We start from the raw sequence: 13833 nt of genomic DNA, 5'->3' as shown, positions 1-13833 counted from the left end.
ATCGCGTCTGGTCATTGAAAATGGGGGGAGACGGGCGGTCTTCAGCGCGTCAGTATTGTATCAGGGTCGAGGTCCGAAGACCGCCCGCGACGTCTTTGCCTGCTATCATTGCGCTTGTCAGACGCAACAACCCGGAAACAAGAGCGCCACCTCCGTTTCCTTCTGCAGTTTGCCAGCCAGTCGGGTTTGTCACTCCCGCCTGTCCGGCAACGCCATCCTTCCCCAGCAATCGAAACAGCACCGGAAGCTGCTCCCCCACTGGAAAGGATTTGTGCAGAATACCCCGGCTTCAAACAGGGGGGATAAGTTTTTTTGCGTGCCGGAAGGAAGAATGAGCGAAATCAGCAGCTTGCAGGGCAAAATATTTTTTGAGGCCGAAAATCTATCCCACCGCGCGGGCCAGTTTGCCCCTGTTCACAGCCCGGAAAACGACAGATGGCGATGATGTGCCGCGAATCACGCAGCAACGATGGTGCAATCCCTTTGTGGGCCCTCTGTGGGCCCCTTTTGGGCAACCAAAAACACCCGCTGCGAGGCGGGTGTCATTGTCGTCAAAGACTATCAGGCACGTCTGATTATGCTTGCGATCAGCGAAATCAGCAGAAGGGCGAGGAATACGTAGAAGATTATTTGCGCAATGCCCGCCGAGGCGCCGGCGATGCCTCCGAAGCCCAGGGCACCCGCCACCAATGCTATGATCAGAAAGATTACCGCGTAATAAAGCATCATCGTCTCCCTTTAATTGTTGAACCGACAACGGTGAAAGTGCCGGATTGGTTCCACGGGGAGACGCCTTCAGCGTTCGGCTCAGACCTTGGCGCGGCTGCTCTCCTTGAAGAACAGCGCCTGGGTGATCAGCGCCTTCACCATGTCCGGGTTGAACGGCTTGGTGACGAGGAAGGTCGGTTCCGGCCGCTCGCCGGTCAGGAGTCGCTCCGGGAACGCCGTGATGAAGATGACGGGGATGGAATCCTGGCTCAATATGTTGTTCACGGCGTCGATGCCGGAACTGCCATCGGCAAGCTGGATATCGGCGAGGATCATGCTCGGCTGCGTCGTCGAATAGATCTTCAGCGCCTCGTCCCGGGTCCGGGCAATGCCGACGACCCGATGTCCGAGACTTTCGACCATGTGCTCGATATCCATGGCGATCAGCGGCTCATCCTCGATGATGAGGATATCGGTGGCGATCTGCTGCGATATGCCGACGGAAGCCTCGTCGAGCAGCGCGTAGAGCTCTTCCTCGCTCACATCGAGGATTTCCATCGTCTCGGCCTGGCTGAAGCCTTCGAGGCTGATGAGCAGGAAAGCCTGGCGCGCCCGTGGCGCGATCGAGGTGAGATTGGCGGCGGCATGCTTCTCCCAGCCGAATTCCGACTGCAGTTCCAATGGCCGCACATTGACCGAGTTGAAATGCTTGATCAGAAGCTTGTAGAGCCCGACCCTGTCGGAGCCCGCCTGGGGAAAGAGCGACACATCCGTGATGAGAATTTCAAGCGTCGCCGCCACATAGGCATCGCCGGAGGATTGGGAGCCGGTGATGGCGCGGGCAAAACGGCGGAGATACGGCAAATGTGGAGCTATCCGGGTGGACAATGACATTATGATGGGTTCCCATGTTCAGATGGTATCGGAATTTTAAAGAGTAGCGGACTTAAACACATTGGTGAAAAAAAAGTTCCATGGCTGGAACTTTTCGCTTCGTTCAGGATTAGGGCATGTATTGTGTCTAGTGAAAAAGCGTTGACATCGGAAAAGATCAGGCAATGAACCCAAAGAACAGCTCTTCTGACGCGCCGGCTTCCGCAGCGCGCATTCGTCGACGTGATACAAAAAATGCAGAAACCGAAATAGGCCTCAAGCTTCGCGCCCTCTACGCCTCCGTGCAGGACGAGGAAATACCGACCCGGTTTCTCGATCTCCTGGAGAAACTGGACGAAGCCGAGCGCAAACATTCACAATCCTCGAAATAGAACGGGACCAGTGAATGGTACATGAATCGAAAGACTTCAAACGGAACCTGATCGCGTCGCTGCCAAAGCTGCGCGCCTTTGCGGTTTCACTCATCGGCAATCCCGACCGCGCCGACGATCTTGTCCAGGACACGATCATGAAAGCCTGGGCAAAACAGGATTCGTTCGAACTCGGCACCAATATAAAGGCCTGGCTCTTCACCATCCTGCGCAATGAATTCTACAGCCAGATGCGCAAGCGCGGGCGTGAAGTGCAGGATTCCGACGGCATATTCACCGAACATCTTTCCGTGCATCCCTCGCAATATGGTTCGCTGGATCTCCAGGACTTCCGCAAGGCGCTCGAGAAACTGCCGGACGATCAGCGTGAGGCGATCATCCTCGTCGGCGCTTCGGGCTTTTCCTACGAGGAAGCCGCCGATATCTGCGGCTGCGCCGTCGGAACGATCAAGAGCCGGGTAAGCCGTGCCCGCACGCGGCTGCAGGAGCTGCTGGAGGTACAGGGCGAGGTGGATTATGGCCCCGATTCGATCGCGACGCAGGTCACTTCCAACAAATTTGCCTAGTGACCCGAAACTGAAATACGCTCTGGCCCCTGCCGCCATAGTGAGGCGTATTTCAATTCCACCACACTAGTGACCCGAATCTGAAGTTCACTCCATTATTGCAGCAGCGTCAGATGAACTTCAGATTCGATAGGGTCACTAGCAATTATATGTATCTAGTGTGGTTTCGGAATTGAAATACGCTCTTGCCCCTGCCGCCATCCGCGAGGCGTATTTCAATTCCACCACACTAGACGGGGATGGCCTTCAGGCCGGAACCGACGGCCGCCTGAAACGTTTGCCAGGGGCAGCAATCCGGGGATGGAACCCGCCAGACCTGCCCGCCGTTTCGGCGGCAGCAGCGGAGTATTGTAACTAAATCACCGAGTTGAGGAACCTTGGCGAAAACGTTGCGTTGAAGACGTGGCGTAGATAACTTAGCCGAAATCAGGGGGCGCCACTGAGCGGGCCGTCATCGAGTATGAAGTCAAACGGAATCTCAGAAAGCACTCAGTCGTTTCTTTCCGCAGAGTCGCGGCAGGATGTGATTTCGGCGCTGCTCGCAGCAACGAATGAAAACGATGCGGACCTGAAGAACCTTTGCAGCATGGCCCTCGCCATGTTTTCGGTCGATGGCGTCAGCATATCACTCGTGGACAAGGACATCAGCCACCGGCTTGCATCCGCCGGCACGGCGCAATTGCCCGATCTCTGGCCGCTCGAAGCCGAGGCGCTGACCGGCGCGCGCTGCCTCGTTCGCCGCGACGGCTCCGGCAATCCGGGCTTTGTGGCGACGGCGCCCTTCACGGTGGCCCGCGAACCGGTCGGCGTCATCAGCATCCTCTCCGCCGTGGACAAGCCCACTTTCGAATCGGACGATCAGGGACCAGGGCAGGGGCAGGGGCAGCAGCAGGGGCAGCAGCAGCTCGAGCGCTTAGCGAAGCTCGCAGGCTCGCTCGTCGAGCTCAAGCGCAATGCTCGGCTTGGAAGATCGGCAATGGAAGCGCTTCACCGCGAGGAGGATCGCAACGCCGTGGCGCTGGAAGCCGGCCATGTCGGCAGCTGGGTCTGGGACCTCAAGACCGGTCTCTTCACCGGCAACAAGATGGCCTATTCCATGCTTGGCCTCAGCGAGGAGAATCCGGTCACCGGCGAGGACGTGTTCCGCGCCATGCATCCCGACGATTTTCCGCTCATGAAAATGGCGATCACGCGGGCAATGGCTCATAATGAGGATTATGTCGGCGAGTTCCGCGCGGCTTCCTCCGGCCAGTGGCTGCTTGGCCGCGGGCGCATATTCGAGCGCGACGAGACCGGCCGGCCGGCCGTGGCGGTCGGCGTCAATATCGATATTACCGAGGCGAAGAGCGCGGGAGAAAAGACCCGGCTCCTGCTGCGCGAGCTCAATCACCGGGTGAAGAATACGCTGGCGATGCTGCAATCGCTGGCGCGGCAGACGCTCAACCGGACATCCGATCCCGCCGAGTTCATGGAGGCCTTTTCCGGCCGGCTGCGCGCCATTTCAGAAGCGCATACGCTGCTTTCCGACCGCGAATGGAGCGGCATCAGCCTGGTGGATCTCGTGACCAGGCAGGTCGAACCCTATGCGCTCTACGATTCGCATCAGCTGGAGCTTGTCGGCGAGGATATGATCCTGCCGCCGGACCATGCGCTCGGGCTCGGCATCGCCCTGCACGAACTGGCGACGAATGCCGCCAAGCACGGGGCTTTCTCGGCCGCGGCAGGCAAGGTGCGGGTGTCGTGGCAGACGGAGCGGGGGCTGGACGGTTCGCGCGTGGTGATCCAATGGACCGAGATGAACGGCCCGCCGGTCATGCCGCGGGGCGAACGGGGGCTCGGCGAGCGATTGATCGAGCGAAGCCTCGACAAGGTCATATCGAGCAGCGTGCGATTGAGCTATCCGCCGACCGGCATGGAAGCGCTTATCTCCATGCCGATCGAGGATGGGTCAAGTACCGTCACCGGCTGAGCGCTTGCGCCGCGCCCGGCGTTCGGGCTTATCGCCGAGGAACATCAACGCACCCAATGCAATGGCCGGCACGGCCAGCAATGTCAGGCCGCGCGATTTGAGCAAGGCGGGGGCCGCGGCGACTGCCGCGACCGTGAGCAGCGCGGACGTATCGACCTTCGCCCGTTCCTTCTGGCGCTTGCGGGCCGCGGCCGCCGTTACCTTCATGATCACGAACAGGATCAACGCCAGCACCAGCGCCCCGATGCCGATGGAAAGGGAGGCGTAGAGCGGCCCGTAGCGTTCCGACAGGGCGATATAGGCGGCGACCAGAAGGAAGACGACGCCAATCGCCCCGAGAACGGCGATCACAGCCATGTAAAGCGCATTGCGCTTGATACGGTTGACGGCTGTGCCAACTTCGCCGGCGGCGACGCTGGTCAGGAATGGTGTCAGCAGCTTCAGCATTTTCTAGCGGCGGGTCAGGCAGGCAAGAAGGAACCCGATGCCGGCGGCGACGGCAACCGTCGTCAGCGGATTTTCCCGCACCGTTTCGGCAAGCTGTTCTTCGAGATCCTTTGCGCGCAGCCGCAGGTCGTCAAGGGCTTCCTCGCCCTTCAGGCGCGCAGTTTCCAGGGTTTCGGCGGCATTCGCCCGCGCGCCCCGGGTGGAATCCTTGCCGATCCTGGAAAGGGTCGCGGCGATATTGGCTATGTCCTCTTTCAAGGCCGCAACCTGCGCCTGCAGATCCTGGTCGGTCTGGGCTTCTTTAACTGCTTTGTCGATCTTGGAGGACACAGTGGCCATACGATAACTCCTGAGAGAGGTTGCAACTCATGGGTTCGGAACGCTCATGGGTTTGGAACGCAGGTGAATTTCATTTGTTCCACGCTGCGCTGCCGAGGGCAATATATGGCGGCGCCGGTTCCGCCTATTATTCCGCGGTTCCCCGCAGCAATATCCTGTCCCGGTCGGCATTATAGGCTTCGGCGCTATAGGCCGGATGAGCCTCCAGTTCCTGTTTGGTGAATGGCGTGAACACCGAAACCTTGCCCGCCTCGTCGGCCAGAAGGTCGAGATTCTCTATGGAGATGGCGATGGGCTTCTTGCCGATGCCGAGAAAGCCGCCCACGTCGACCACCAGCGCTTCCACCTGTCCGTCGGGCATCATCAGCGCGTCATTGACATTGCCGAGCGATTCATCCTCGGGTCCGAACACGGCCGCACCGATCAGCCGGTCCGCACTGACTGCGGCGGAAGGCACCGCCTTCAGCGCGCTGCGATCGGCAGGCTCCGGCTCCGCGGCGGGCGAGGCGCCGGCAAGCGGCTCCGTCTTGGTGAGGGCGCTGCGGTCGAATGCGGGCGCGGCCTGCAATTCCTCCTTGCCGGCTGCGACCACGAGCCGGGCCTGGTCGCCTTCTCCCGCCCAGGAAAGCTCGCCGATGCCGATTGCGACTTCCTTGTCGCCGATCCCGAGGAAGCCGCCGACGCCGATGATGGCCGCCAGCGGTCCATCTGCGCCGACGAGAATATCCGTGACCTTGCCGATGGCGGCCGCATCGCCGCCTGTTCCGTTATAGACATCCTGGCCGATCAGGTTGGAGACGAGAACCTGTCCAGCCTCGCCGGTGAGATACTGGTTCTGCTGCGGGTCCGCCTTCTCCGGCATCTGCCCGAACAGCCCGCGCGTCTCCTTCGTATCCTGAGCCGCGGCATTGGCGGCAAGCAGGGCGAGCGCAGCGGCGACGAAGGCTGACTTCGTGGCCGCGCCTCTCAGGGGTCTGTTGTCGCTCAAGACAGATATCCAAGCAGCCAGAGGATCAGGATGATCGGTAGAGGAAGGCCGATAAGCCATAGCAGGACACCGCGGAACATGCGCATTCTCCTTTCGATGCGTTCGATTAAGCGAAATCGGGCTCGATCAGATGCGGCCCATCAATATCAGGATGAGAAGCACCACCACGACGATGCCGAGCAGGCCGGACGGTCCATAACCCCAGTTCCGGGCGTGAGGCCAGGTCGGGAATACGCCGATGAGGGCCAAAATCAGTATGATAACTAGGATTGTGGTAATGGACATGATGTCTCCCGGCGGTTGAACCTGTTGTGTCATAAAACACGCCGGCGCCGGTTTCGTTCCAGGCCGCGGCGCTGGCCGGGCGAATGGCGAGACTGCAACCAAAAGGCGCGATCCGCGTTGCAGCACCGGGGTTGAGGGAGATACTGCCGATGGCTTACGAAGTGGGGACCGATCATGCCTGCGGATGAACCGGAAGTCGTGCCGCAGCGCGCCGTCGAGCGCGTGACCCGGCGCGCCGCCTATGTGGCCGTGCCGGCGGAGCCCGATGGCGGCACGCAATTTCCGCCGGTCATCGTCGCCATCGCCATCGTCGCGGCGCTTTACTGGGCAAGCGATGTCTTCGTGCCCCTCGCTCTGGCGCTGTTGCTGACATTCGCCCTCTCGCCGCTGGTGACGCGCCTGCATCGAAGCGGCGTGCCGAAGGGCGTCGCGGTGGTCGGCGTGGTCATTGCCGCCTTCCTTGTCATTGCGCTCTTCGTTGCGGTGCTTGTCAGCCAGTTGAGCGTGCTGGCGCAGAACATACCGAGCTACCAGTACAATATTCAGGCGAAGATCAGGACGGTGAAGGATGCCCAATCCGGAAACAGCATCTTCGACCGGGCCTCGCGCACGTTCAGGCGGCTCAATGAGGAGATCGGTCGATCGGACGAGGTCGAGCGCTTCTCGCCGGCGACGGAGCCGGCGCCTGAACCAGCCGAAGCGCAGCGGCCGCCGCAGAACGTGACCTCGGACCCGCCGGCGCAATCTGCACCGCTCCGGCCCGCCGAGGCAGGCAAGCCGGTGCCGGTGGAGATCCGCACGCCGCCGCCCGATCCTCTGCAGGTCCTGCAGACCGTGGCCGGGCCGCTGGTGCAGCCGATGGCGACGGTGGGCATCGTCATCGTCTTCGTGATCTTCATGCTCATGCGGCGCGAGGACCTGCGCGACCGCTTCATAAAGCTGGTCGGTGCGAGCGATATCCATCGAACGACGACCGCGCTGCACGATGCGGGCAAGCGTGTCGGCCAATATCTGCTCATGCAGCTCATCATCAATATCAGCTATGGCGTGCCGGTGGGCATCGGGTTGTGGGTCATCGGCATTCCCAATCCGGTTCTCTGGGGCCTGCTGGCGATCCTGTTCCGCTTCGTGCCCTATGTGGGGCCGATCATCGCGGCGGCGTTTCCCCTGCTTCTCGCGATCGCGGTCGATCCCGGCTGGATGACGCTCGTGTGGACGGCGGCGCTGTTCATCGTGCTCGAACTTCTGAGCAACAATGTCATGGAGCCGCTGCTCTACGGCTCGCGTACCGGGCTGTCCCCGGTGGCGATCCTGGTCGCCGCCATCGTGTGGACGTGGATATGGGGTCCGATCGGCCTGATCCTCTCGACGCCGCTCACCGTGTGCCTCGTGGTGCTCGGGCGGCACGTGCCGAAATTCGAGTTTCTCGACGTTCTGCTCGGCAACGAGCCGGTGCTGATGCCGCCGCAGCAGCTCTACCAGAGGCTGCTTTCCGGCGATCCGGACGAAGCGACGGAGAAGGCGGAGGAATATCTGCAGACGGCTCCGATCCTCGAATATTACGGTTCGGTCGCCATTCCGTCGCTGCAACTGGCCGAGCACGATCGAAAGCGCGGCGTCCTCGATGTGCCGCGTCGCAACCGCGTCGCCCAGGGCATGGCCTTCCTCGTCGAAAATCTTTCCGATCATGACGATGACGAAGCGGAAGAGCAGGAGCCGAAGGAGGAGAAGGAGCAGAACGGCGGGAAGACCCGGGCGGCCAGGACGAAGGCCGGGTCGGCTGCCGCACCGAAGCCGAAGATCGTGCTTTCGGGTGGCGGGCGCAGCAATCTCGACGATGCAGCCGGCTTCATCATCGGCGATATACTGGAGCGGCGCGGCTTCGAGGTGCGCGATATAACCCATGACGAGCTGGTTGCCGCCAACATAGGCAAGCTGGACCTGAGCGGGGTCAGTGCCATCTGCATCAATTACCTGGACTCGGCTTCCGTGGCCCATGCGCGCTATCTGGTACGGCGCCTGCGCCGGCGTCACGCGCGCATGAAGATCGTCCTCGGATTCCTCGGCGACGACAGCGATACGATCGACGGCGAGAAGATCGTCGCTTCGACCCGCAACTGCGTTTTTGCCGCCTCGATGGAGACGGTCATCGATGAAATGTCGACCTGAAGCGAATTCTCGAGGCATGGCCGCGCGGGGCGGGAACCAAGCCCGGTCTACTTCGTTGTTGCCCACGCTAGCCGAGTTTCGGCCGGCAACTCCAGACCCGGTGCCTGTTCCCCCGTGGGCGCCGGGTCGTCCCCCAGATTTTTCCTTGCACCCGAGGCGGACGATCCGGAACAAGCTGCGCCTGCCAGCGTTCTAGGACGTGGTCGTTTCAGGAAAGGAAGTTTTCCATGGGAAGCACGAGTGACAAGATGTCCGGCATGGCCAACAAGGCAGCCGGAGGCGCCAAAAAGGCAGTGGGACAGGCAACCGGGTCCCGGCAAATGGAGGCGGAGGGCAGGGCGCAGCAGATGAAGGGCGACGCCCAGCACGCAAAAGGCAAGGCCAAGGACGCAGTCAAGAAAGTCATCGACAAGGCCTGATGCCGATCGGGAACCGGCTACGGCCGGTTTCCAGCCGCTGACTGCAACCTATGCCCGGCGCGGCCGAAATCTATGAACCGGAGCAGCAGACAATGAGTCAGAGAGCAATCGACTTCGTCAACAATTGGATAGACGCCAATGTGGATACGAGTCGCCCGGCGGACATGGAGCACCATGACAGCCGGCCAAAGAAGCTGGCGGAACAATGCGCCGCGGCCGCGGCAGCTGCCGGCATCAGCGAATCCGAGATCAAGGACGGGCTGGGCGATCTGGAGATCTGCATGATCACCGCCATCGACCGCGCCGCCCTCGCCAGGGGCGCAGGCGGCTAGTGTGGTGAACGTCAGCTTCGGCCGCTAGCGTTCGATCCGCGTCGACAGGATGATGGACGACATCGTCCTTTCGACACCCTCCAGCGCGCCGATCTCATCGAGAAGGCGATCGAGTTCCTGGATCGACGGAGCCTCGACGATGACGATCATGTCGAATTGCCCGCTCACCGAATGCAGGGTGCGGACCCATGTGATCTTGCGCAGCGCGTTCTCGACCCGCGGTGCGAGCTTGGGCAGCGCCGTGACCAGCACATGCGCCTTGACGAGGTTCTCCTGATACTCCGGTGAAAGCTGGACGCCATAGCCGCGAATGACGCCGCGCGCCTCCAGCCTTTCGATGCGGCTCTGCACCGTGGTGCGCGAAAGGTCGAGCCTGCGGGCAAGCTCGGCGGTGGAGGCGCGGGCGTTCTCGCGCAGCAGGGACAGGAGCGCGTGATCCGCGTCGGACAGCATTATGTAAAATCCTCTCGGCAATATGCGCAAAATGCGTCGTTGTTTCGTCAGTATAGAGGCTTCAAAGCGCAGGGCAATATGGTAGAATCGGCAGATCGCATATCAATCCGGGGGATTCCACATGAAGGACATCGTAGTCGTCGGCGCGGGCAAGATCGGCGCAACCATTGCCAATCTTCTGGCCGATTCAGGAGATTATCGCGTTACCGTCGTCGATCGGTCGCAGGCGCAGCTCGATGCGCTGGAAGTGACGTCGGCGGTGGCGACGGCCATGGTCGAGATCACGGAGGCGGGCGCGCTCGAAGCCCTGCTCGCCGGGAAATTCGCTGTCCTCAGCGCCGCTCCGTTCCATCTGACGACCCACATCGCCCAGGCTGCGGCGAAGGCCGGCGTGCATTACCTCGATCTTACCGAGGATGTCGCCAGCACGCGGATCGTCAAGCAGCTTGCCGCCACGGCCGCCGGCGCGTTCATCCCGCAATGCGGCCTTGCCCCGGGCTTCATCTCGATCGTCGCCAACGATCTGGCGAAGCGCTTCGACTCGCTCGAAAGCATCCGCATGCGCGTCGGCGCCCTGCCACAATATCCTTCCAATGCCTTGAACTACAATCTCACCTGGTCCACCGATGGCGTGATCAACGAATATTGCGAACCTTGCGAGGCGATCGTCGATGGCGAGCTGACGGAGGTTCCGGCGCTCGAGGAGCGCGAGGAATTCTCCCTCGATGGCGTTACCTACGAAGCGTTCAATACGTCGGGCGGCCTCGGTACGCTTTGCGAGACGCTGCTGGGCAAGGTCCGCACGCTCAATTACCGCACCATACGCTATCCCGGCCATGCGGCGATCATGAAGGCGCTGCTGAACGATCTCGGCCTGCGCGACCGGCGTGAAATATTGAAGGACATCCTGGAAAACGCCCTGCCGACGACGATGCAGGACGTGGTGGTCATCTTCGTGACGGTCAGCGGCCGCAAGAAGGGCAGGCTGTTGCAGGAGACCTATGCGAACAAGGTCTATAGCGGCCATATCGGGGCGCGGCTCTATAGCGGTATCCAGATCACCACCGCTTCCGCCATCTGCGCCGTGCTGGACATGCTCGCCAATGGCGACCTGCCGCAGCAGGGTTTCATCAGGCAGGAGGACATCGCCCTCGATACCTTCCTCGCCAACCGTTTCGGCAAGGCCTATGCGCAGGTGGAAGCAGCCGGAAGGCTCGTTGCCTGACCTAACCCGAGCTGGGCCTGATCTAACCCGACCTGGGTCCGACCTGGCCTGGGCCTGAATCAGGACGGATCACTCGCCGTCGTGGCTACAACGGCGAGCGAGGCGATTGTTTCAGACCCATTCGCCCTTGCGCATGACAGGGATGGCCGCGCCGTTCCTGTCGATGCCGTCGACATCGATCTCGCCCGAGCCGATCATCCAGTCGATATGAATGAGGCTGCTATTGCCGCCGCGCGCGGCGACTTCGTCAGCGGAAAGCTTGCCGCCATTGACGAAACATTGCGAGTAGCATTGGCCGAGCGCGATGTGGCTGGCGGCATTCTCGTCGAACAATGTATTGTAGAACAGCAGGCCGGAGGCCGAGATCGGCGAGGAGTGCGGAACAAGCGCGACTTCGCCGAGCCGCCGCGACCCCTCATCCGTGCCGAGCACCTTGTTGAAGACTTCCTCGCCACGCGTGGCCTTCGCCTCGACGATCTTGCCGCCCTCGAACCGGACCCTGATATTCTCGATCAGGCTGCCCTGATGCGACAGCGGCTTGGTGCTTGAAACATGGCCATCGACGCGCAGGGCGTGCGGCGTGGTGAAGACCTCTTCCGTCGGAATATTCGGGTTGCAGCTGATGCCGTTCTTGGCCGTCGCCGCCCCGCCATGCCACTCGTGCTCATCGGCTAGCCCCACGGTAAGGTCCGTGCCCGGCCCCTTGAAGTGGAGCGCCGAAAACGCATGCTCGTTCAGCCAGAGCGTGCGCTTGTTCAGCGTCGCATTGTGCTCCCGCCAGGCGCTGACAGGATCGTCGATATCGACGCGGGACGCCGCGAAGATCGCATCCGCAAGTTTGGTCACCGCGACTTCGACGTCGTCGTCCGGGAACATCTGCTTGGCCCAGGAAGGATTGGGGTAGGAGACGATGTTCCAGTTGATGTCGAAGCCCGCGATCTTTTCCAGCGCCGGCTTGTAGGCCCTGGACTGCGCCTTGTTGGCGCGCGAAACCTTGTCCGGGTCTTCGTTGGCGAGCAGCATCGGATTGTCGCCGGCGACGGCCAGCCGGGCCGTATTGGCGGAGAATGCCTGCGCCATGCCGTCATACAGCCAGGAGGGCGAGCGGTCGAAACTGTCGTCCGGCGCATTGCGGTAGCGCATGAGGGTGGCTTCCTCATCGCTGTAGAAGGTCGTCACCAGCCCGGCGCCCGCCTTGTAGGCATGTTCGGTGATGCGGCGCACCAGCGGCAGCGCCGGCAATGGCGCCGTTATCAGCAGGTCCTGGCCGGGCTGCAGCTGAAGGCCGATCCTGACGGCAACTTCGGCCAGGCGGTCCAGCTTGATCGGGTCGACATTGAAAATCTTGGTCGGGGAAGTCATCGCAAATCCATGCTGTTACGTTTGCAGGCCAGGCATGGCCCGCGCCAAGCATAGCCCGGCCCGTCACAACATCAAGCAATGATCCAGCGGCAGCGCGGGATTCGGATCAACCGAAATTCGGCACCCGGACGAAATGCGGGAGAGGCGTGAACTGGTCCCGCGGCTGCGCCTCCTTGCGGGCAAGCGCCCTCTGAACCTTCTGGCGCCGGGCCTCGAGGATCTCCCGTTCCGAGCTTTCGCCCATGCACAGCGCCTTGAGCAGCACCATGCAGGCGGCATCGGCTATGCCCGACTGGTCTTCATTGAGCGCGATATCGAGAATGACGCGGCGAAAATCCGTCAGCTCCGCCGGCCGGTCCGTTACGGCACGCTGGCGCTCGGCATTTTCCTCTTCGATGAGCTTGTAGAGCCTGTCGCGCAGGTCCGCTCCGACGTTCTCGTACTGGGCATCGAGATCAGGCGCCACCGCGGCCAGCTTCTGCTTTTGCCGGGCTCGATGCCTTCTCTGCCGTTCTGCGTTGCTAAGAGCCATTGTGCAAATATGTCGTTACAACCCGAATCACTACCCATTCAGGGATAGGCCTCCCTGCCGTTACGAGCAAGTTTCGGCTGCCGTTACGCACAGATGACCGCCGGTTACGTAACGCCCGGCGGCGGCCGATCGCTATCATGCTGAACAAATTGTTAGGAACCTCGGCCCTATTCTTCCGGCGAATCAGAATGCAACGCGGCGATTCGGCCGCATTGGAAAGTACCGCACATGAACGACGCCGAAACTGCCGCCCCCTGCCGGATCATCGCCTTTCCGCTCGCCCGCCGCGCGGCCAAGATACGCGAAGTCGCCGCGAGGCTCATGGAAAAGACGAGCGAGCGCAACGCCGAGGCCTACAGGAACCAGGTGGCGAACGCGCTTTTCCGGCAGTTGAGCAAGTCCGGCGTGTGCGAGGACGAGCAGGACGAACAGATCGGCGCATTCTTCACCGCCGTCGAATATGAGCTCGACCGGCTGTTCGCCTCGCGCGGCATATATGGCGACCTGTCTTCCTACTGAGGCCCTTCCGCCAAAACCGGGATGCCGCCATTTGCATTTTGATGCCGGGCGGCCGAAGATGGCCGCATGACCAGCGAGCAGACCTGCCTTGTCCAGACCCATCAGAAAAGCGATGGCAACTGGTATTATGTCCTCGTCATCGATGGCGAGACCGGCGCCGTGAGCGGGCCGCACGATACCGAAGACGATGCGCGAACGGCAGGCGAACGCGAATTGCGCGAGCTCGGCATGCTCGAAGACGAGTAGCCGAACAGG

At 61.6% G+C, this 13833-nt stretch carries 18 protein-coding genes; 9 read left to right on the top strand and 9 right to left on the bottom strand.

The genetic code is table 11. The annotated features are described in order from the left end of the window. Positions 1–561: 561 nt before the first annotated feature. Positions 562–726: a DUF1328 domain-containing protein gene (locus OSJ75_RS05860; protein ID WP_027231091.1), complete on the bottom strand. Its 165-nt coding sequence runs from the start codon at positions 724–726 to the stop codon at positions 562–564. An 81-nt stretch (positions 727–807) separates the two neighbouring features. Beyond that, the gene (locus OSJ75_RS05855; protein WP_250016820.1) at positions 808–1602 is read right to left on the bottom strand and encodes a response regulator; all 795 of its coding nucleotides are present in this window, start codon (positions 1600–1602) and stop codon (positions 808–810) included. A gap of 164 nt (positions 1603–1766) precedes the next feature. Between OSJ75_RS05855 and OSJ75_RS05850 the strand changes: the two genes are divergently transcribed. From OSJ75_RS05850 to OSJ75_RS05840, 3 genes are all read left to right on the top strand, one after another. Further along, positions 1767–1973: a NepR family anti-sigma factor gene (locus OSJ75_RS05850; RefSeq protein WP_250016822.1), complete on the top strand. Its 207-nt coding sequence runs from the start codon at positions 1767–1769 to the stop codon at positions 1971–1973. A 14-nt stretch (positions 1974–1987) separates the two neighbouring features. Next, positions 1988–2539, top strand: coding sequence for an RNA polymerase sigma factor (locus OSJ75_RS05845; RefSeq protein ID WP_250016833.1), 552 nt, complete (start codon positions 1988–1990; stop codon positions 2537–2539). Between the two features lie 523 nt (positions 2540–3062). Beyond that, positions 3063–4508, top strand: a complete 1446-nt coding sequence (locus tag OSJ75_RS05840) for a sensor histidine kinase (RefSeq protein ID WP_267227230.1) — start codon at positions 3063–3065, stop codon at positions 4506–4508. Here OSJ75_RS05840 and OSJ75_RS05835 read toward each other — a convergent pair. The 4 genes from OSJ75_RS05835 to OSJ75_RS05820 form a co-directional block, all read right to left on the bottom strand. Beyond that, positions 4488–4955 (bottom strand): hypothetical protein, encoded by a 468-nt coding sequence (locus OSJ75_RS05835; RefSeq protein ID WP_250016853.1) that lies wholly within the window; start codon positions 4953–4955, stop codon positions 4488–4490. The genes OSJ75_RS05840 and OSJ75_RS05835 overlap by 21 nt on opposite strands. A gap of 3 nt (positions 4956–4958) precedes the next feature. Next, entirely contained in the window at positions 4959–5294 is a 336-nt protein-coding gene (locus OSJ75_RS05830) for a DUF883 family protein (RefSeq protein ID WP_250016862.1), read from the bottom strand. A gap of 127 nt (positions 5295–5421) precedes the next feature. Then, a complete protein-coding gene (locus OSJ75_RS05825) occupies positions 5422–6282 on the bottom strand; it encodes a PRC-barrel domain-containing protein (protein WP_267227229.1) in 861 nt (286 codons plus the stop codon). A gap of 126 nt (positions 6283–6408) precedes the next feature. Further along, a complete protein-coding gene (locus OSJ75_RS05820; protein WP_250016878.1) occupies positions 6409–6567 on the bottom strand; it encodes a DUF3309 family protein in 159 nt (52 codons plus the stop codon). Between the two features lie 174 nt (positions 6568–6741). Between OSJ75_RS05820 and OSJ75_RS05815 the strand changes: the two genes are divergently transcribed. The 3 genes from OSJ75_RS05815 to OSJ75_RS05805 all read left to right on the top strand — a co-directional run bounded on the left by OSJ75_RS05815 (position 6742) and on the right by OSJ75_RS05805 (position 9487). Further along, a complete protein-coding gene (locus tag OSJ75_RS05815) occupies positions 6742–8736 on the top strand; it encodes an AI-2E family transporter (RefSeq protein ID WP_267227228.1) in 1995 nt (664 codons plus the stop codon). 227 nt (positions 8737–8963) lie between these two features. After that, positions 8964–9155 (top strand): CsbD family protein, encoded by a 192-nt coding sequence (locus OSJ75_RS05810; RefSeq protein WP_250016894.1) that lies wholly within the window; start codon positions 8964–8966, stop codon positions 9153–9155. A 92-nt stretch (positions 9156–9247) separates the two neighbouring features. After that, positions 9248–9487: a DUF768 domain-containing protein gene (locus OSJ75_RS05805; protein WP_250016902.1), complete on the top strand. Its 240-nt coding sequence runs from the start codon at positions 9248–9250 to the stop codon at positions 9485–9487. Positions 9488–9511: 24 nt separating this feature from the next. Here the strand turns inward: OSJ75_RS05805 and OSJ75_RS05800 are convergent, their stop codons facing one another. Next, the gene (locus OSJ75_RS05800; RefSeq protein WP_267227227.1) at positions 9512–9940 is read right to left on the bottom strand and encodes an Lrp/AsnC family transcriptional regulator; all 429 of its coding nucleotides are present in this window, start codon (positions 9938–9940) and stop codon (positions 9512–9514) included. Between the two features lie 121 nt (positions 9941–10061). Between OSJ75_RS05800 and OSJ75_RS05795 the strand changes: the two genes are divergently transcribed. Further along, a complete protein-coding gene (locus OSJ75_RS05795) occupies positions 10062–11165 on the top strand; it encodes a saccharopine dehydrogenase family protein (RefSeq protein WP_250016914.1) in 1104 nt (367 codons plus the stop codon). 111 nt (positions 11166–11276) lie between these two features. On the opposite strand, the gene OSJ75_RS05790 is transcribed toward OSJ75_RS05795, so the two are convergent. Next, positions 11277–12527, bottom strand: coding sequence for an aminopeptidase (locus OSJ75_RS05790; protein ID WP_250016930.1), 1251 nt, complete (start codon positions 12525–12527; stop codon positions 11277–11279). Between the two features lie 106 nt (positions 12528–12633). After that, on the bottom strand, positions 12634–13059 hold the full coding sequence (locus OSJ75_RS05785) for a hypothetical protein (protein ID WP_267227225.1): 426 nt from the start codon (positions 13057–13059) through the stop codon (positions 12634–12636). 228 nt (positions 13060–13287) lie between these two features. Between OSJ75_RS05785 and OSJ75_RS05780 the strand changes: the two genes are divergently transcribed. Together OSJ75_RS05780 and OSJ75_RS05775 are read left to right on the top strand one after the other, a co-directional pair. Then, complete coding sequence (locus OSJ75_RS05780; protein ID WP_250016940.1) at positions 13288–13578, top strand: DUF6074 family protein; 291 nt, start codon at positions 13288–13290, stop codon at positions 13576–13578. Positions 13579–13644: 66 nt separating this feature from the next. Then, entirely contained in the window at positions 13645–13824 is a 180-nt protein-coding gene (locus tag OSJ75_RS05775; RefSeq protein ID WP_250016948.1) for a hypothetical protein, read from the top strand. Positions 13825–13833 lie beyond the last annotated feature (9 nt).

The sequence above is a fragment of the Phyllobacterium sp. 0TCS1.6A genome (assembly GCF_026420825.1).
Taxonomy (GTDB): domain Bacteria; phylum Pseudomonadota; class Alphaproteobacteria; order Rhizobiales; family Rhizobiaceae; genus Phyllobacterium.
The sequence above is the reverse complement of the archived record's forward strand: the minus strand, read 5'-3'. Positions and strand labels throughout refer to the sequence as shown.